We start from the raw sequence: 15,359 nt of genomic DNA on the forward strand, positions 1-15,359 counted from the left end.
CCTCGCAGAACCGGATCAGCGCCTCGGTGGCCACCGCCATCGCCTGCGCGATGATCGGCACCTCACCGGCGGCCACCGGCCGCTGCTCCCGGCCGCGCGTCCAGCTGCGGCCGGTCTTGTCGTCATCGGTCACTTGGTCTCCTTCGTCGTGGTGTCGTTGCTGGCCTCGTGCAGCAGGGCGTGCACGCGGCTGGTGGACCGGCCGACCGCCTTGGCGATCTGCCGGATGCTCAAGCCCTGATCGCTCAGGGCCTTGATCTGGTCGCGCAGCGCCATGTTGCGCCGCGGGTCCGTCGCGTTCACGACGTCACCCTCCTCCTGTCGTACCTGATGGTGAACACCAGGCAGTTGACGATCACCGACCGGGGGCCGACCTGCACGCCGACCTCCCACTGCCAGCCGCCGCCGAACCGCCCCATCGGGCTGTCCGGCGGCCGATGGCTGATCCTGAGCGCCCGCTTCGGGCCCTCGATCTTCCACACGCGCTCACCGGGGACGGCCACCATCACTCGGCCGCCCCGGCGCGACGCGCCAGCTGCTCGCGCCGCGCGATCTCCCGCTGCGCCATGTGCACGCACGCGTTGGCGCTGGCGTGCATCACCGACCCGGCCCGCGCGTTGGCGGCCCGGTCCTTGGCCTCCTGCACCGCGGCGGCCAAGCCGTCCGCGTCGCAGTCGACCAGGTAGGCCCGGTTGTGCCGGTACACGTCGATGGCCTCCGGGAGCTCGCCGAGCAGCCCCTGCCCGGACGGCGTGAACTCCATCAGCGCGATGTAGCACGGATCGCACACGATCGTGGACCCGTCGAACGTGCCGTCCTCACCAGGGTGCAGCGCGTCCTCATCCGGCCCGCGCTGCCCGAACTGGCGCTCCAACGGCTCGCCGTCCAAGCAGCCCACGTCGTCGAGCTTGGCCCGGCAGCGGATCACGGACGCCATCACGCCCCCGCGGTCTCGATGCCGGTGCGCAGCGCGGCCGCCATGCCCCGCAGCCTCTCCGCGGCGATCAGCCCCGACGGGTCCTTGACCAGCAGCCCGGTCAAGTAGTCGTAGGAGTGCCACGGCTCCACGTCGTCGAGCAAGCCCAGCGACTTCATGTGCTCGGTCGCGTCGCCGGTCAGGGCCTCGCTGCCGTGCTCGTCGGTGACGGCGCCGAGGTCGCGGGCGCAGCGGAACAGCGCCCCGATCACGCAGAACCGGCACGCGTCGTCGTCCTGCCAGTCGGCCGGGTCGCCGTCCGCGGTCTCCGCGACCCGCCGGTAGTCGTCGACGGGCGCGGTCTCGATCCGGTCGGCCGCGCACTCCGCGATCCCGGCGAGCGCGTTCTGGCGCTCGATGGGGTCCATGTCGTCGTACTCCTTGCGCATGTCACTGCTCCTTGGTGTGGTGGTTCATGGCATCGGGCGAAGCCGCCCGAAGATTTGGGCCTGATTCGTCGGCAACGTCGATCTCGTCGAGGGCCTGGCCGACGCGGCGCCACGCCGCGATCGTCGGGCTGACCTCGACGGTGACGCGGGCGGCCGGCGGGCGCGGGCGCCGCGGCCGCGCGTGGCGTGCCAGCAGCGCCGCCGCCAGCGCGGCGAACGCCGCCAGCGCGACCGCCGCCAGAATCGCCGCCAGCGGCGCCCGGACATGCCGGACGATAGATGGCATCACCGCGGCCACCGCGGGCGCCGCAGCGCAGCGCAAACCGTCAACCTGGCGCTGTCGTCGGCGGCTGTTCGGCCGGACGTCACCGCGGAGCTTGCGAAGCTCCTCGGCGAGCACCACGTCCGCGTACGCGCCGGGGTAGAACACGATCGACTTGGTGCCCGACGGCGGGCCGGTCAGCTCCCGGTGCACCGCTGCCTCTTCGAGCGCGGCGGCCAGTTCGACGGCGACCGGGGTGCCCCGCTCGCGCAACGCGTGCGCGAGCAGGTCAACCTCGGCGTGGCGCACCAGCCGGTAGCCGGGCCGCAACGGCAGGCGGCTCACGGCGCCACCCGCGCCGTGTACCGGACGTTGCGCCACCGGGCCCGCGGGTGCGGGCCGCCGCGCCGCACGTACCCGTGCGGGCCTGTCACCGCCCGGTCGCCGGTGCACCAGCCCGGGCCATCGAACTCGGGGCACACCGCGCCGCACACCGGACATTCCAACCGGACGAACGTCCGCAGCCCCTCATGCAGCCAGGAGTCGTCGTCAGGGTGGTAGCGGCCGTCACCGGTCCACCGGGTCGGCCGCGCCGCGTGCACGGTGAGCGCGTCGTCGCCCACCGCGTCGAGCACGTCGTCGATGATCTCCCGCAGCTGGTCGTCGCTGCGCAGCTGCTCGGCGTCGAGCAGGATGCTCATGTCGACGCGGACGTACTCGGGCTGGCCGTTGCGCCGGGCCATCACTGCCACCGCCAGCATGCGACGGTCGACATGACCCTGCCGGTGCGGCAGCGGGTGGCGGCCAGCCGCTCGGCGCTCATGGCCGTGTCCGCCCTGACCACGTACCGGCGCTGGTCGAGGTCGGTGCGCATCGTCACGTACCACAGGAACGCGCCGCCGCCGCCGCTGACGATCTCGGGCTGAAGGCCGGCGAGCGACCGCAGCAGCGGCCCCCACTTGGCGGCCACGTAGTCGACGCCCACGTCGCGCTCAACGTCGAACGCCGCCTCCCCGGCCGGGGTGGACAGCCGCAGCGTCCATTCGCCCGGCGTCACCTCCTGCACGCTGGCGTGCCACGCCCCCATGTGCGCGGTGAACATCGGCGGGTGGTCGTCGCCCTCGGTCGGCATGAACGTGACGCCCTCACGGCGCAGCGCCAAGCACGTGGTGACGGCCTCGGGACCGGTGATGGTCCTCATGGTGTTGCTCCCTTCGTGGTGGATGGTGTTCGGTGAACGGCGCGAGCGTACACGGCTCACGCGGCGGGGTCCGATCCGGTGACGTCCCCCCGTAGTCCGGGGGGCGCCAACGGGCGTGTGCCACCGGCCGCCGACGGCCGCACATGCCACTGGCGGCCGTCGGCGCGGCTCACCAGAAGCCCGCTGGCGTCCGGCGCACGAATCACGCGATGCAGCAGCGGGGTGGCTCCACGGCCGACCAGCGCGGCCAGCTGGCGAATCTCAGCGCCGGTCAGCGTCAGCGCGGCGCTCACGACCGGCCCCGCCGCCAGCGGCGGTACTCGTACGCGGCGACCGACAGGGCGGCCACCGCGTAGCTGTACGTGACGCTCATCGCGGGCGACCGTCGCCGGACCGGCGCATGGCGCGACGCTCACGCCAGTCCTCCGTCCACGACCACACGTCGACCAGCCACGCGAGCCCGATCAGCACGTAGCAGGCGACGGCGATCATTCGGATGCCTCGGTCATCACGTCATGCCAGCCGTCGCCGCGCTTGCCCGGGTTGCCGAGCACGTAGCACCCGTGGACGCCGCACGCCGCGCACCGGTCGACGATCGCCCGGGCCGCCTGCACGCTGGTGAACCGGGCGGCCGCCGTGCGGGGCTTGCTCCACGCGAACCGGGGCCGGCCCGTCCGCTGCTCGACCAGCGGCCAGTCGACCCACTCCTGGTAGCAGCCGCGCGTGGCGTGCTCGACGATGTAGTAGGCGCTCATGCCGCCTGCTCCGCCACCGGCGCCGACCGGTCCTCGAACACGGTGCCGCGGATCATGTCCACCGCACGCTGCGCCCGCGCGGCCGCGTTGACGACGAACTTGGGGTCGTTGTCGAACACGGCCAGCCAGTTGGCGATGTAGGCGGCGGACGCCTCCATCGTCGTGTCGATCCCGACGGTGGCGGCCAGCATCGCCGCGCCCATTTCCGCCACCAGCTCCTCCATCGCGTACGGCTCGCTGCCGAACGTGCTGTCGACGCCCATGATCTCCTCGCGGGCCAGGCGGCTGGCGTGGCCGGTGGAGTGGGTCAGCTCATGGAACCGGGTGGACCAGTACGCGTCCTCGGTGTTGAACGCGGCGACGATCGGCATGCGCACCGCGTCACGCGCCGGGCTGTAGTACGCCCGGTCGCCACCGTGGCTGAACGCCGGCCCGCCGTCCTCGCCGTAGCGCTTGCACACGTCCATCGCCCGCATGTTCGCGGGCTCGGCGTGCTGCACCGGCTCGGGCACCGACCCGTCGGGCATGACCAGCTGGTCGGTGTTGAACACCCGGTAGTAGCGCAGGAACATGGCGGACGTGCACCACGATCCGTCCGGGCGCTTGCGGCTCTTGGGCGTGCCCGGCTCGACGGTCCGCTCGATCACCTTCCAGAACACGACCGGCGTCGTCACCGTCCCCTTCGGGATCTCGGCGCCCAGCTCCTTGGCCTGCTTGAAGCTCAGCCACCACGGCGAGTCGAACCCGCTGCACATCAGCAGCAGCTGGTTGATCCCCCGGTAGGCCCGCTTGCTCTTGAGGTTGCGCTGCTCGCCGTCACCGACCCCGGTCCATGGCCTGCGCCACGGCACGGTCCCCGCCTTCAGCAGCGCGGTGATCCGGTCGGTGACCAGCTGGTAGCCGTCGACCTTCGGGCCGGCGGACGCCTTCTTGCTCTTGGGCATGCTCACTGCTCCTTCGTGGTGGTGGTGGTCTTGACCAGCTTCGGGTCGGTGCCGTACCCGTTGCGGCTGGCGACGCGCGGCGGCAGGATTCGCGCGTGCTCCCAGCCGAGGGTGCCGCCATCGTTCATCAGCGACGTGCCCTGCCGCTCGTCGTCCCACTGGACGACATGCCAGGTGTCGGTGTCGCCGGTCTCCTGCCCGGCGTGGCGGACAAGTTCGGGCTGGCCGACAACCGTCACGGTCCCCCAGCCCATCGTGTAGTGGCTGAACACGCGGTCGCCCCGCTTGAACAGCGGCCGGTGGCGCACGCGCTCGCGCAGCGCGTCGAGGGCGACGATCAGCCGGGCGCTGAGCTCCCGGCCGCTGTCGGTGGCGTTGCGCAGGTCCTCGACCAGTTCCTCGGCCTGGATGGCGGTGATGGTCAACTCGGCGCCCGCGTAGCGGATGCTGACCGTCTGGCGGTGCGTGAGCCGGGGCATCACTGGTTGTCCTTGTAGAACGCGCGGACGGTGGGGTAGCCGTCGTCGCCGATGCAGCCCTCGCAGCGCAGGAAGCCGCTGGTCGACGGGTACGCGTTGTACGCGGCGATCGTGGCCCCGCAGTTCTCGCAGCCGCCCATCATCGGCAGGCCGGCCTCCTGGTAGTCGGCGCCGCTGGTGGCCTCGCGGCCGAGCATGTCGGTGGCGACCGCCATGATCGTCACGGGCTCGATCGCCTCCTTGGCGGGCGCCAGGATGGCGGCGATGATCCGCTTCTCCCTGGTCGGGCCGTGCTGCCGCGGGCCGGACCGCTCGAGGACGGCCTCCGCCTCGTTGCGCTCCGCCTCGTAGTGGTTGAGCGCCGACTCCAACGCCCGGTCCATGTCGAGGCCGGCGAGGTCGGCGTAGTGCATGACGTTGGTCAGGCTGTCGACGAGCATCGTCTGCTCGTCAAGGTTGCTGTCCGGCGTCCCCGCTTTGACGGCGCGGCGGCCGAACATGCCCATCTTGATGCGGTCCATGTCCTTCTCCTTCGTGGTGGATGCCAGGCTTCCGGCTGGCGCGGCCGCTCGCTTCAAACGCGCGAGCGTTCACTGAACGATAGTGGCCTGCGGCGCCCGGTGCACGCGTGGCCGGCGCCCGCCGAGTCGACCAGAAATATGGGCAGAAAATCTCGGCAACACCCGTGAAGTCCCGGCCCTGGGCCGCCGCGCGGCCGTCGTGTGATCTGTGACCTCACACCTCACACCGCATCGGTCGTTCGTCCAGAGCGAGCGGGAACGCGACAGGGCGTGTGCTACGCGCGGTGCCAGCATGATGACGCGTCCCCGCGCGTAGCGCACCCGGCCGCCCGGGGACAGGGGAAGTGGACGGGTGACCTACCCGCCGTCAGCTGGCGGCGGCACCTGGACATTCGTCCACTTCGCGTGAGAACGGCCGGTCCTGTGCCGATACCACGTGTGAGCGCCGCGCCAAGCGGCGCCGACCACCACGAACGGCGCACCGCGCCAGAGGGAGCCATCATGGCCACGAAGTCCCCCAGCACCGCCAAGCCGACCGCCGCCAAGCGGACGGCCGCCAAGCGGAGCACCGCCAAGCCGAACGGCCGCGCGGCCGCCAAGCCGAACGGGAAGACCACCGCCAAGCCGGTGCCGACCAAGCGCCAGCCGGGCACGTCCACCGCGCCGACCAAGCCGCAGCAGCGCGAGCGGACCGCCGACCAGCTGGCGGCCGCCGCCGCCACCGAGTGCTTGCGCCACGGTGGCGCGTACACCAACGCGTCCGGCGTGTCCGCCAAGCAGCTGGCCGACATGCGCCAGACGCTCAAGCTCGCCAAGCTGGACGCCGCCACGGTGCTCGGCGGCGGCAAGCCGCTCGCCAAGCCCGCCGCGCACAAGCTGGCGTGCGGCACGACCAAGCCGACCGCCGCGCAGACGGCCGCGTGGCACGACGTCACCAAGCGCTACGCCAAGCACGCGTTCGGCGTCACCGGCGCCACCACCAAGAACAAGCTGACCGGGCGGAAGATCGCGTGCGTGCTGTACGCGATCGCGCACGGCGCCAAGTAGGGACCAGCCACCGCCAACCATCCACCGCCACCGGCCGCCACGCGCGGCCGGTGGCACAAGGGAGACCACCGACATGACCACCGACCGGACCGCCACCACCACCACCACCACCGACCAAGACGGGGACGTGTGGCGCCGCTCCCCGAGCGGCGTGTACGTCAACGTCACCGCGTGCGACCGGATCATCGCCGCGCTGCTCAAGCCGACCGCCGCACGCACCGGGGACCACCGATGACCGGGGACCACTTCAACGCGGGAGACCGAGTGCTCACCGCCGACATGACCACCGGGACCATCGTCCGGATCAACGCGCACGGCTGGCACGACGTCATCCTCGACACCGGCCAGCACCGCCAGTACGACGCCAGCCGACTGGCCGGAGCAGCCGACGCACTCCGCGTATGGGGGATCGACGTCACCGCGTGAACCACCGCCGCCAGCCACGCCAGCAGCACCGATGCCAGCGCCACCGCGCTGGCATCGGCCGTTCCGGCACCACACGCACACGGCCACGCACACGCACCCACCACGTCAACCGACACCACCGCGCCAGCCACCACCACCGGGCCACGCACACGCCACGCCAGCCACCACACGCGCCACACGCGCCAGCACCACACCAGCACGCCACCGCACACCACACCGCGCCAGAAAGCCAGGAGAAGCCAGGGCAGCGGTGTCCCTGACCACCCGGCGGGTGACCCTGCATCCTGGCCCTACTTCCCATCCCCACGGCCCAGGGCCGGCCCAGCGAGCCACGCTTGCCCTGCTTCTGATTCGTCCTGGGTTGGCGGGGTATGCTTACTCGGGTGAGCACTGATGCGTTGGTGGGGGCTGCTGGGGCGTTGAGGCTGGCTGAGCGGGTGGTGGCCGCCAGGCGGGTGGAGAGGGATAGGGCGTTGCGGGCGTTTCTGGATGCTGGTGGCAGTGAGCGGGAGGCTGCGAGGCTTGCCGGGGTGTCTCCGGCGTACGCGCACAAGATCCGTGCGAAGGGATGACCGGATGGTGCTGTCTCTTCTTCGTCCGTGACCAGCTGGTCTTGCGTCGCGCAGCGGAAGCGGTGGGGGGTTGGACCGGATCAAGGCGTCGAGTTCGGTAGGGGATCGCTCCCCTTTCGCCCGCTTTCCTCGACGCTGACTCAGACCACTTCACGGGTGGTGCTCCCCGACGCTCGCCCTCCTGCCGACAGTCGCCTGTCGCGCTCGGATCGGTCTCCGTTCCGCGTGCCGCTGTCCCGCGCCACATGTCTCGATGGCGCCCGGTGCCCTTGTTGTCACCGGTCGGCTACGGACCCGCACCGCTACGGACTACGCAGAGTGCTGTCGGGGCCTCTGAGTCGCTATGCCCCTACCGTGATCCGCGCCTCCCCGCGAGTGCCCGCAGCGTCTTGATCTTGCGCCGGGCGTCCGCCGCTGTGCGCGGCGCCGCGTACCGCTCACCGGCGCTCGCGCAGAGCGCTCGCAGCGCGTCCAGCTGCTCCGCTGACGGCGCCCTGCTGAACCGTGTGGTGGCCGGTGGCTCCGGTGGCCGCACGGGCCGCCGTCGCTCGTAGTTCAGGCCGCTCATCGGCGGCCGCGTGTGGTGGTCATCGGTCGACCGTGACTGCCCGATCGGACGGAACCGGTAGCGTCCGGCGCGGCCGGACCGCCGCCGCGCCGTCGCGCGGCCGTCGGCGGCGGCCGGCCACCCATCCACCACATCGAGAGGAGCAGCACATGGCCAAGGTCACCATCGAGATCATCGACCAGCAGGATGGCACCATCGACGCGTCGATGACCGCCGAGCCGAGCGTGCCGGTCACCCGTGACGAGCCGGGCTGGCCGCCGACCCCGGCACAGCGGACGGGCATGACCGTGATCGCCGCCCTGCTTGACGTCGCCGAGCAGTCGGGCAGCGTGATCGTCGGCGCCACCATCGACCGTGAGCCCGCCGGTGGCACCGATGCCTGACCTGTGCGGTGAGCGGATCGACGTCGCTCCCTCGCCCGACAGCCAGTACAGCACCCGGTGCGCGTTGCCCAAGGGCCACATCGGCCCCCATCGCACCCCCAGCGAAGTCGGCCGGATGCTCGACCAGCCGCACACCGCGGAGCGCCGCGTCGATTGGCGCCGCGAGCAGGACCGCAGGCACGCCGCTGACCACGCCCGCGCCGAGGGGTTCGCCGCCACCATCGACGGCATGAACACGGTGATCGAAGGCCAGCGTCACGCCGTCGACAAGCTGTCCGCCGAGACCGACCAGCTGCGCGACGACCTCGAGCGGACCACCGGCTACCTGCGCCGGACGGCCCGGGAGCGTGACGACGCCCGCGGCAAGCTCGCGGAGCACGACCGGACCGCCGGTCAGACGATCGCCCGCCAGGCCGAGCAGATCAAGTCGCTGCAACAGCAGCTGGGGGACGCCACCGGCAAGCTGGCCCGCGTCCTGGACGCCACCGACAGCAACGACCGGCAGGCCCGCGAGCACGCCGTCGCCAACAACGCGGCACGGGCCATCGTCCGGATGCTGGTGGCCTGCGACGATGACATGGAGGACTGGTGCATCCGGATGGAGCACGGCCTCAAGACGCTGACCTGGGTGCTCGACGCGTGATCGTGTAGCGTCGGCACGGGAGGGCTACCTGTGGCCCTGCTCTGTTCACGGCCGCGGCCCCGCGCAAGGCGCCGAACCCCCGCACGTTCGTGTATCGCGTGCGGCAGGCGGCGCCTCACACGGCGGGGCCGGTCCGTGACACGCTTCCGTCCGTGGGGCGTGTACTGTTCAACGCTCCGATCGTGGTGGATCTGGAGCGAGGCGCCGGCGCTGAAAAGCCTGGCGCCTCGCGCGTTCCACGGCGCCGCGCGGTTCCACGTCCACCGCTGACGGGGGGTCTAGCCGCGCGGCGCCGCCACGATTCCGTCCGGCCACCGCGCCATGCTCACTCGGGTGAGCACGCTGGTGCGACAGGCCAGGGAGTACGACGAGGCGATCGCCGCGGCCCGCAAAGCCGCCGGACGCCTCGCGGCTCGCCGCGCCATCGACGGCGACCAGATCGGGGAGCGCCGCGCCATCCGCGTGCGCGACCAGCTGCGCCGGTGCGCTCACGCCACCGCCACCACGCGACACCGGAGCAGCGCATGAGCCACCCCACGTACACGCTCGACCAGCAACGCCAAGTGTGCCGCGAGGCACGCGACAAGCTGCGCGACAAGATGCCGGGCAAGAACCGCTGGCTGTTCTTCGGGTGCGCGTTCATGGACGCCGACACGCTCCGGCTGATATGGGGCAAGGTCAGCAAGGTGTCGCCGACTGACGCGTTCCTGACGTTGCGCTCCCAGCACGGCGTGCACGTGGTGCAGACCGAGCGGATCGTCGAGCACACGTGGGGCGAGGCCAACGTGTCCAAGCTGATGGCTCGCCACGGCGTCAACCTCGAGCCGGTGGCGTAGATGCTGGTCTACATCGACGGGCAGCGCTGGACGCTCTGCGACCGCTGCCACCACCGTCACCGGGGGCCCTTGTGCCCCCGGTGCACACCGGCCACCTAACCACCACCACCACGAAGGGACCACCACGATGGCCGAGTTGACCACGGACGCCAAGAGCATCCTGGGCCGCGCCAGGACCGCCGTCGACCGGGCTCAGAAGGCCGCCAACGACGCACGCGTCGAAGCCGACTACGCCCGGCGGATGCTCAACGACGCGATGGCCGCGCAGGAGACCGTGCTGGCCGAGGACAACGTGCGCCTGCTGTTCGACGCCGCCGACCTGCTCGAACGCACCGACTTCAAGACCGCCGAACGGCTCCGTGATCTCGCCCGGGACATGGACGCCGCCGGTGCGATCGTGGGCGCACCATGACCGCCGACAAGTTCACGCTGGCGCTCGGGCCGCGCGACGACGCCCCCCTCGCGCTCATCCACAGCAGCATCGTGGGCATGGACGCCGGGATACTGCTCGGCTGCCCGCGACCGGCTTGCGCTCACCGCTGGCCGGTCGAGCCGGACGACCTCGCCGGCGTGGCAGGCATGCACGCCATGTGCCCGGCGTGCCATCGTACGTTCACCTACCCGACGGAGACCCCGTGAGCGACCGAATCTCCCACGTCCACCCCGGTGAACTGCGCGAGTCCGCCATCAACCCGCGCCAGATCGACCCGCAGCGCTTCGACGCGCTCAAGCACGCGCTCGAAGCCGACCCCGACATGCTCGACGCCCGGCCGCTGATCGCCGACACCAACGGGGAGGTCGTCGCCGGAAACATGCGCCTCCGCGCGATCAAGGACATGATCGCCGGGATCGACACGCCGATCGGCGCGTACCCGCGGCTCAACGCGTTCATCGACCGCCGCGGCGGGGTGCCGGTGGCGATCTACGAACTGGACGACAAGCGCAGGCGCGAGATCATGCTGCGCGACAACCAGCCCTACGGGGAGTACGTCGAGTCCAGCCTGCAAGCCCTGCTCGCCGACTACACGGCACTGCCGGACGCCGACCCGCTGCTGACCGGCTTCGAGCCCGACGAGATCGACCGGCTGCTCGGCAACGGGCCGGACACCGGCGACGACCCGACCGGTGACGCCGACGTCGACCCGGAACCAGACGTGTGGGGCGTCGTCGTCGAGTGCGACAACGAGGACGCCCAGGTCGAACTGCTCGAACGGCTCGACGCCGAGGGCTACAACGTCCGGGCGCTGCTATGAACGACACGCAGGGGGACGCGATGGTGAAGGTGCTCGGCTGGCTGGCGTTCGCGCTCGTCGGCTTCCTGATCGGCTACGGCCTGGCCACGCTGGCGCTCGGCGCGTGATGGGGCTGCTCAAGCGATGGCGCGAGATCGAGGAGATCGGCCGGACCGGGCGCCGCGCACCCGGCTCGGCCCGTGTCCGGCTGGATCTCGAGGACGGCTGGCCGATCGTGATGCGCCTCACCGACAACGGGCGGCGACGGGTCATGCTGGCGATCGTCCACGACCAGCTGAGCGTCGAGGTGGAGCTCCCGCTGAGGGACTTCGATGTGGACGTGCTGCGCGACCAGCTGGCCGACGCGCAGATGTGGGCGTACGGGAGCGCGGAGGGGTGAGCACTCAGCTGTTCATCATCCTGGTCGGCGTCATCGCCGTGTTCGTCGCCTGCCTCATCATCGTCGTCGCGTTGTGCGCCGCCGCGGCCCGCGGCGACCGGATGATGGACGACGAGCAGTGAGGCAGGTCCGGCTGACCAGCACGGTGCCGTCGAGCGGCCGGGTGCTACAGGTCAGGTCGATGTTCGACGTCGCCAAGGCGCAGTCGGACACCACCACCGTCGTCGTGCCCGACGAGTTCGACGGCCTCGCCGAACGCGACTGGCATATCGGCCTGATCGTCGGGCCGTCCGGCTCCGGCAAGAGCACCCTGGCCGCCGCTACCTGGCCGGACGAGTACGCGGCCACCAACCGGATGGGCTGGACCGACCGGGCGATCGTCGATGACTTCCCGGAGGGCCTGGGCATCAAGCAGATCACCGGGCTGCTGTCCAGCGTCGGCTTCGGGTCCGCCCCGGCATGGCTGCGGCCGCACGCGGCGCTGTCGGTCGGTCAGCAGTTCCGCGCCGGTCTCGCGCGAGCGCTCGCCAGCGCCAGCTACGACGCCCCCGCCGTCATGGACGAGTTCACGTCCACCGTCGACCGGAGGGTCGCTCAGATCGGCTCCGCCGCGGTCGCCAAGACCGTGCGCCGCACCGGCACACGACTGGTCGCGGTCAGCTGCCACGCCGACGTCATCGACTGGCTGCAACCCGACTGGGTGTACCGCCCGGACAGCGTCGACTTCGAGTGGAGGCGCCTTCAACGGCGACCCGAGCTGCACTTCGACGTTGCGGCTGTCGGGCGTGACGCCTGGCCGCTCTTTCGGCCGCATCACTACCTGAGCGGGGACCTGCACGTCGCGGCCCGTCAGGTCTGCGCGTTCCATGACGGCGAGCCGGTGGCGTTCAACGCCTGGTACCGGTTCCCGCACCCGACCGCGAAGAACATCATGGTCAACCACCGGATCGTCGTGCTGCCCGACTGGCAGGGCGCCGGCCTCGGGATGGCGCTGTCCGAGCATGTCGGCGAGCATCTGCACCGCCAGGGCGACCGGTATCGCATCACCACCGCGCACCCGGGCCTGATCTCGGCGATGCGCCGCTCGCCACGCTGGCGGGAGTCGAAGGCCACCAACGCGCCGTCACGGTCCCGCAAGCCCAAGCGGCTGGTCAAGCAGCACGCCAACCCGCGTAAGCTCGCCACGTCCAGCTTCGAGTACGCCCCTCGTCGTGCCTAGCTACCGGGTCACCATCAACCCGCATCACATCGGCCGGTTCACGATCCCGGGCGGCACGCTTCGCGCGTCCGGCGTCGACAAGCAGGCCGCCATGACCCAGGCGGTCCGCTGGTGGCACATCGACCATCGTGTCCCGGCGCTCAAAAGCTACGTGCGCCAGACGCTGCTGCGCACATCGGCTGAGGAAGTGGTCGATCCCCGCGCCGAAATGCTCCGGGAGCAGCGGTTGCGCGACGAAAAGCGCCGCCGGGCCAAGCTCAACGGCCGCTGACCGGCGGGGTGCGGCGGGGCGCGAGCACCAGCCGCCCCGCCGCGGCGCTCACGCTACTCGACCCGCTCGAAAACGATGCGCCACAGCACGTCCTGACGTGGGTAGAGCTTGCGGAGCGTCGCCCGCAGCGCCTCAGCGCTGTCGAAGCCGTCCAGCAGCGCGTCCTGGGCGGTCAGGCCGGCGACGGTGACGCCCTCGACGCGCACGCAGCGCAACATGGCGAACGGCGGGTCGCCGTAACGGCAGCGGGCGCCGAACACGTCACCGGGACCGAACTTCGGGCGCCGCGCTCGCAGCGTGGTGGTCTTGGCACCGGCCAGGATCGGCTCGATGTAGTTGGCGGTGAACCCGAGTTGCATGGCGGGTAGCCTTCCACGCGTGCCAGACCATCACTCGTCATCCGATCACCGTGAGGGCAAGGCGGTCACGCTGCGCGGCGCCGCGCTGCTCAAGCAGGTCGAGCGGCGCAACAACGTCCTGAAGCTCCGCCGGCGCGGGCTGGGGCGCATCGAGATCGCGGACGCGATGGCGAAGCTCGGCGACCCGATCAGCGACGCCACGGTCCGCACCATCCTCGACTCGGCGCTCAACCGGATCAGCAAGGAGGACTCGGAGACCACCGAGCAGCTGCGCGTCCTCGAAAACCAGCGCCTTGATGATCTGCTCGCCACGTTCCTGCCGCAAGCGCTGCGCATGCAGCCGGATCACAAGCCGCGCGACCAGGCCCGGGCCGCCGCCGTGGTCCTCAAGACGATGGAGCGCCGCGCCCGACTGAACGGGCTGGACGCCGCCCAGGAGATCCGGCACTCCGGGCGCGTGTCGGTGCTGCATGAGCTGGGCGTCGACCCCGCCGAGATCGAACGCGAGCGCCAGGCGTTCGAGACCGCCTACGGTGAGCGCGGGCTCGCCGACCCGTACGACGTGGAGGGCACCGCCACCGAGGTCACCGAGATCACCGATGGCGACAGCTGACGGGCACCTGATCGAGCAGCGGCGCCGCCAGCGCGTCGCGCGAGCCCTGGCGAACCCCGCGTACTTCGCCGAGGTGTACGTCCGCCCGTACGACCCGAACTGGACGAGCGGCCTGCCGTCGTTCGCCATCGACATGCTGTCGTTCTCGCTGGCGCAGCGCCGCAGCGTCGTGATGCTGCCCCCCGAGTTCCTGAAAACCACGCTGCTGTCCCAGGTGCTGCCGTTGTGGCTGATCGTCGACAGCGTGGCCCGCGAGCAGCAGCTGCGCGGGATGCTGCTGTCGGAGGAGGAGCGGATGGCGGTCGGCAACCTGTCCGTGATCGCCTGGCACGTCGTCAACAACGAGCGGATCGCCGCCGACTTCATCGACTCCAAGGGCAACCCGCTGATCGTGCCGGACCCGGAGGAGCAGGTGTGGCGCGAGGACGCCATCATCATCAAGCGGCCGGGGGCCAGCAAGGACCCGACGTGGCAGGCCAAGGGCCTGGACTCGAAGGGCATCCACGGCCGGCGCCTCGACTGGATGATCGGCGATGACGTCATCACGCCGCGCAACGCCACGTCCCCGGCGTTGCGCAAGCGGGCGTTGGACGTCATGGACCTGGTGGTGCTGACCCGCATCGTCAAGACCGGCAAGGTGCTGATGGCGGGCAACTTCAACGACCCGAAGGATCTGCTGCACACGCTCAGCGCCCGCAAGGGGTGGGGGACGTTCAAGCGGCCGTCGATGCACATGCCGGGCCGGCCGGACGTCGCGCCGAAGGAGTCGCAGCTGACGGAGGCCGAACTGCTGTGGCCGGACAACTGGACCCGTGAGCGGCTGCTCGAAGAGTACGAGGCGACACCCAACCGGTTCCGGCGGATTCACCTGATGGACCCTCGCGCCGAGCATGGCGAACGGCTGAACGTCGGGTGGGTGACGATCATCGAGCCGGACGACACCCCGCTGCACTACGCCAAGTTCTTCATGGCCCTCGACCCGGCGCCGGGCGGTGAGGGGGACGATCTCGACTTCTTCAACATCACCGTCGTCGCCCTGCACAACCGCAACCTGGACCTGGTGGAGAGCTTCGATGTGCGGGCCAGCCCGGGCCGGCAGGCGACGCTGGTCGGCATGATTCACGACCGGTACAACCGGATCGGTCAGGGCGTCGTCGCTATCGGCGTGTCGAAGGTGGCGCTCGACCGGTACTTCGAGGGCGTGCTGGACGTGGTGCGCGACGACCTCTCGCACAAGGTGGAGGGCATCAGCACCCCCGGCTC

Annotated in this window: 31 protein-coding genes; 16 read left to right on the forward strand and 15 right to left on the reverse strand. The window is 71.0% G+C overall.

Annotation, left to right across the window (positions count from 1 at the left end; genetic code table 11):
- Window positions 1-129 precede the first annotated feature (129 nt).
- The 13 genes from Q0W90_RS17285 to Q0W90_RS17345 all read right to left on the reverse strand — a co-directional run bounded on the left by Q0W90_RS17285 (window position 130) and on the right by Q0W90_RS17345 (window position 5,527).
- Entirely contained in the window at window positions 130-303 is a 174-nt protein-coding gene (locus Q0W90_RS17285; RefSeq protein ID WP_297775381.1) for a helix-turn-helix domain-containing protein, read from the reverse strand.
- Window positions 300-506, reverse strand: coding sequence for a hypothetical protein (locus Q0W90_RS17290; protein WP_297775383.1), 207 nt, complete (start codon window positions 504-506; stop codon window positions 300-302). The genes Q0W90_RS17285 and Q0W90_RS17290 overlap by 4 nt, the downstream gene beginning before the upstream one ends.
- Entirely contained in the window at window positions 506-937 is a 432-nt protein-coding gene (locus tag Q0W90_RS17295) for a hypothetical protein (protein ID WP_297775385.1), read from the reverse strand. The genes Q0W90_RS17290 and Q0W90_RS17295 overlap by 1 nt, the downstream gene beginning before the upstream one ends.
- The gene (locus Q0W90_RS17300; RefSeq protein ID WP_297775387.1) at window positions 937-1,365 is read right to left on the reverse strand and encodes a hypothetical protein; all 429 of its coding nucleotides are present in this window, start codon (window positions 1,363-1,365) and stop codon (window positions 937-939) included. The genes Q0W90_RS17295 and Q0W90_RS17300 overlap by 1 nt, the downstream gene beginning before the upstream one ends.
- Window position 1,366: 1 nt before the next feature.
- Window positions 1,367-1,972 carry a hypothetical protein gene (locus Q0W90_RS17305; RefSeq protein WP_297775390.1) on the reverse strand — a complete coding sequence of 202 codons (606 nt, stop codon included), beginning with the start codon at window positions 1,970-1,972 and terminating at the stop codon, window positions 1,367-1,369.
- Window positions 1,969-2,379 (reverse strand): hypothetical protein, encoded by a 411-nt coding sequence (locus Q0W90_RS17310; protein ID WP_297775392.1) that lies wholly within the window; start codon window positions 2,377-2,379, stop codon window positions 1,969-1,971. Before Q0W90_RS17310 ends, Q0W90_RS17305 begins: the two co-directional genes overlap by 4 nt.
- Window positions 2,370-2,828, reverse strand: coding sequence for a hypothetical protein (locus tag Q0W90_RS17315; protein ID WP_297775394.1), 459 nt, complete (start codon window positions 2,826-2,828; stop codon window positions 2,370-2,372). Before Q0W90_RS17315 ends, Q0W90_RS17310 begins: the two co-directional genes overlap by 10 nt.
- A 56-nt stretch (window positions 2,829-2,884) precedes the next feature.
- Window positions 2,885-3,121: a hypothetical protein gene (locus Q0W90_RS17320; RefSeq protein WP_297775397.1), complete on the reverse strand. Its 237-nt coding sequence runs from the start codon at window positions 3,119-3,121 to the stop codon at window positions 2,885-2,887.
- A gap of 76 nt (window positions 3,122-3,197) precedes the next feature.
- Window positions 3,198-3,320 carry a hypothetical protein gene (locus Q0W90_RS17325; protein WP_297775399.1) on the reverse strand — a complete coding sequence of 41 codons (123 nt, stop codon included), beginning with the start codon at window positions 3,318-3,320 and terminating at the stop codon, window positions 3,198-3,200.
- Entirely contained in the window at window positions 3,317-3,583 is a 267-nt protein-coding gene (locus tag Q0W90_RS17330; protein WP_297775400.1) for a hypothetical protein, read from the reverse strand. The genes Q0W90_RS17325 and Q0W90_RS17330 overlap by 4 nt, the downstream gene beginning before the upstream one ends.
- Window positions 3,580-4,527 carry a zincin-like metallopeptidase domain-containing protein gene (locus Q0W90_RS17335; protein WP_297775402.1) on the reverse strand — a complete coding sequence of 316 codons (948 nt, stop codon included), beginning with the start codon at window positions 4,525-4,527 and terminating at the stop codon, window positions 3,580-3,582. Before Q0W90_RS17335 ends, Q0W90_RS17330 begins: the two co-directional genes overlap by 4 nt.
- Window positions 4,528-4,529: 2 nt before the next feature.
- A complete protein-coding gene (locus Q0W90_RS17340) occupies window positions 4,530-5,006 on the reverse strand; it encodes a hypothetical protein (protein WP_297775403.1) in 477 nt (158 codons plus the stop codon).
- The gene (locus tag Q0W90_RS17345) at window positions 5,006-5,527 is read right to left on the reverse strand and encodes a hypothetical protein (RefSeq protein WP_297775404.1); all 522 of its coding nucleotides are present in this window, start codon (window positions 5,525-5,527) and stop codon (window positions 5,006-5,008) included. The genes Q0W90_RS17340 and Q0W90_RS17345 overlap by 1 nt, the downstream gene beginning before the upstream one ends.
- 501 nt (window positions 5,528-6,028) lie before the next feature.
- Between Q0W90_RS17345 and Q0W90_RS17350 the strand changes: the two genes are divergently transcribed.
- The 3 genes from Q0W90_RS17350 to Q0W90_RS17360 all read left to right on the forward strand — a co-directional run bounded on the left by Q0W90_RS17350 (window position 6,029) and on the right by Q0W90_RS17360 (window position 7,000).
- Window positions 6,029-6,574, forward strand: a complete 546-nt coding sequence (locus tag Q0W90_RS17350) for a hypothetical protein (RefSeq protein WP_297775406.1) — start codon at window positions 6,029-6,031, stop codon at window positions 6,572-6,574.
- A 73-nt stretch (window positions 6,575-6,647) separates the two neighbouring features.
- Window positions 6,648-6,809: a hypothetical protein gene (locus tag Q0W90_RS17355; protein WP_297775409.1), complete on the forward strand. Its 162-nt coding sequence runs from the start codon at window positions 6,648-6,650 to the stop codon at window positions 6,807-6,809.
- Window positions 6,806-7,000, forward strand: a complete 195-nt coding sequence (locus tag Q0W90_RS17360; protein ID WP_297775410.1) for a hypothetical protein — start codon at window positions 6,806-6,808, stop codon at window positions 6,998-7,000. Before Q0W90_RS17355 ends, Q0W90_RS17360 begins: the two co-directional genes overlap by 4 nt.
- A 921-nt stretch (window positions 7,001-7,921) precedes the next feature.
- Here Q0W90_RS17360 and Q0W90_RS17365 read toward each other — a convergent pair.
- Entirely contained in the window at window positions 7,922-8,269 is a 348-nt protein-coding gene (locus Q0W90_RS17365; RefSeq protein WP_297775412.1) for a hypothetical protein, read from the reverse strand.
- A 20-nt stretch (window positions 8,270-8,289) separates the two neighbouring features.
- Here Q0W90_RS17365 and Q0W90_RS17370 point away from each other — a divergent pair, with 20 nt between their 5' ends.
- The 11 genes from Q0W90_RS17370 (at window position 8,290) to Q0W90_RS17420 (ending at window position 13,124) form a co-directional block, all read left to right on the forward strand.
- The gene (locus Q0W90_RS17370; protein ID WP_297775414.1) at window positions 8,290-8,523 is read left to right on the forward strand and encodes a hypothetical protein; all 234 of its coding nucleotides are present in this window, start codon (window positions 8,290-8,292) and stop codon (window positions 8,521-8,523) included.
- A complete protein-coding gene (locus tag Q0W90_RS17375; protein ID WP_297775415.1) occupies window positions 8,516-9,166 on the forward strand; it encodes a hypothetical protein in 651 nt (216 codons plus the stop codon). The genes Q0W90_RS17370 and Q0W90_RS17375 overlap by 8 nt, the downstream gene beginning before the upstream one ends.
- Before the next feature lie 333 nt (window positions 9,167-9,499).
- Window positions 9,500-9,694 (forward strand): hypothetical protein, encoded by a 195-nt coding sequence (locus Q0W90_RS17380; RefSeq protein ID WP_297775418.1) that lies wholly within the window; start codon window positions 9,500-9,502, stop codon window positions 9,692-9,694.
- Window positions 9,691-10,002: a hypothetical protein gene (locus Q0W90_RS17385; protein WP_297775421.1), complete on the forward strand. Its 312-nt coding sequence runs from the start codon at window positions 9,691-9,693 to the stop codon at window positions 10,000-10,002. Before Q0W90_RS17380 ends, Q0W90_RS17385 begins: the two co-directional genes overlap by 4 nt.
- A 127-nt stretch (window positions 10,003-10,129) precedes the next feature.
- Window positions 10,130-10,414: a hypothetical protein gene (locus Q0W90_RS17390; protein WP_297775422.1), complete on the forward strand. Its 285-nt coding sequence runs from the start codon at window positions 10,130-10,132 to the stop codon at window positions 10,412-10,414.
- Window positions 10,411-10,641 (forward strand): hypothetical protein, encoded by a 231-nt coding sequence (locus Q0W90_RS17395; protein WP_297775424.1) that lies wholly within the window; start codon window positions 10,411-10,413, stop codon window positions 10,639-10,641. Before Q0W90_RS17390 ends, Q0W90_RS17395 begins: the two co-directional genes overlap by 4 nt.
- On the forward strand, window positions 10,638-11,255 hold the full coding sequence (locus tag Q0W90_RS17400; protein ID WP_297775428.1) for a hypothetical protein: 618 nt from the start codon (window positions 10,638-10,640) through the stop codon (window positions 11,253-11,255). Before Q0W90_RS17395 ends, Q0W90_RS17400 begins: the two co-directional genes overlap by 4 nt.
- Before the next feature lie 103 nt (window positions 11,256-11,358).
- Window positions 11,359-11,634, forward strand: coding sequence for a hypothetical protein (locus Q0W90_RS17405; protein ID WP_297775431.1), 276 nt, complete (start codon window positions 11,359-11,361; stop codon window positions 11,632-11,634).
- The gene (locus Q0W90_RS17410; protein WP_297775434.1) at window positions 11,631-11,756 is read left to right on the forward strand and encodes a hypothetical protein; all 126 of its coding nucleotides are present in this window, start codon (window positions 11,631-11,633) and stop codon (window positions 11,754-11,756) included. Before Q0W90_RS17405 ends, Q0W90_RS17410 begins: the two co-directional genes overlap by 4 nt.
- A complete protein-coding gene (locus Q0W90_RS17415) occupies window positions 11,753-12,853 on the forward strand; it encodes a GNAT family N-acetyltransferase (RefSeq protein WP_297775436.1) in 1,101 nt (366 codons plus the stop codon). Before Q0W90_RS17410 ends, Q0W90_RS17415 begins: the two co-directional genes overlap by 4 nt.
- A complete protein-coding gene (locus Q0W90_RS17420; protein ID WP_297775437.1) occupies window positions 12,846-13,124 on the forward strand; it encodes a hypothetical protein in 279 nt (92 codons plus the stop codon). The genes Q0W90_RS17415 and Q0W90_RS17420 overlap by 8 nt, the downstream gene beginning before the upstream one ends.
- Window positions 13,125-13,177: 53 nt before the next feature.
- Here Q0W90_RS17420 and Q0W90_RS17425 read toward each other — a convergent pair whose 3' ends face one another.
- A complete protein-coding gene (locus Q0W90_RS17425; RefSeq protein WP_297775438.1) occupies window positions 13,178-13,483 on the reverse strand; it encodes an ASCH domain-containing protein in 306 nt (101 codons plus the stop codon).
- 19 nt (window positions 13,484-13,502) lie between these two features.
- On the opposite strand from Q0W90_RS17425, the gene Q0W90_RS17430 reads away from it, so the two are divergent.
- Both Q0W90_RS17430 and Q0W90_RS17435 read left to right on the forward strand, forming a co-directional pair.
- Window positions 13,503-14,096: a hypothetical protein gene (locus Q0W90_RS17430; protein WP_297775441.1), complete on the forward strand. Its 594-nt coding sequence runs from the start codon at window positions 13,503-13,505 to the stop codon at window positions 14,094-14,096.
- Window positions 14,083-15,359 (forward strand): hypothetical protein (locus tag Q0W90_RS17435; RefSeq protein ID WP_297775443.1); only part of this gene is annotated, 1,277 nt, incomplete at its 3' end. The genes Q0W90_RS17430 and Q0W90_RS17435, both read left to right, overlap by 14 nt.

Origin of the sequence: Mycobacterium sp., from assembly GCF_025933915.1 — a bacterium.
Classification (GTDB): Bacteria; Actinomycetota; Actinomycetes; order Mycobacteriales; family Mycobacteriaceae; genus Mycobacterium.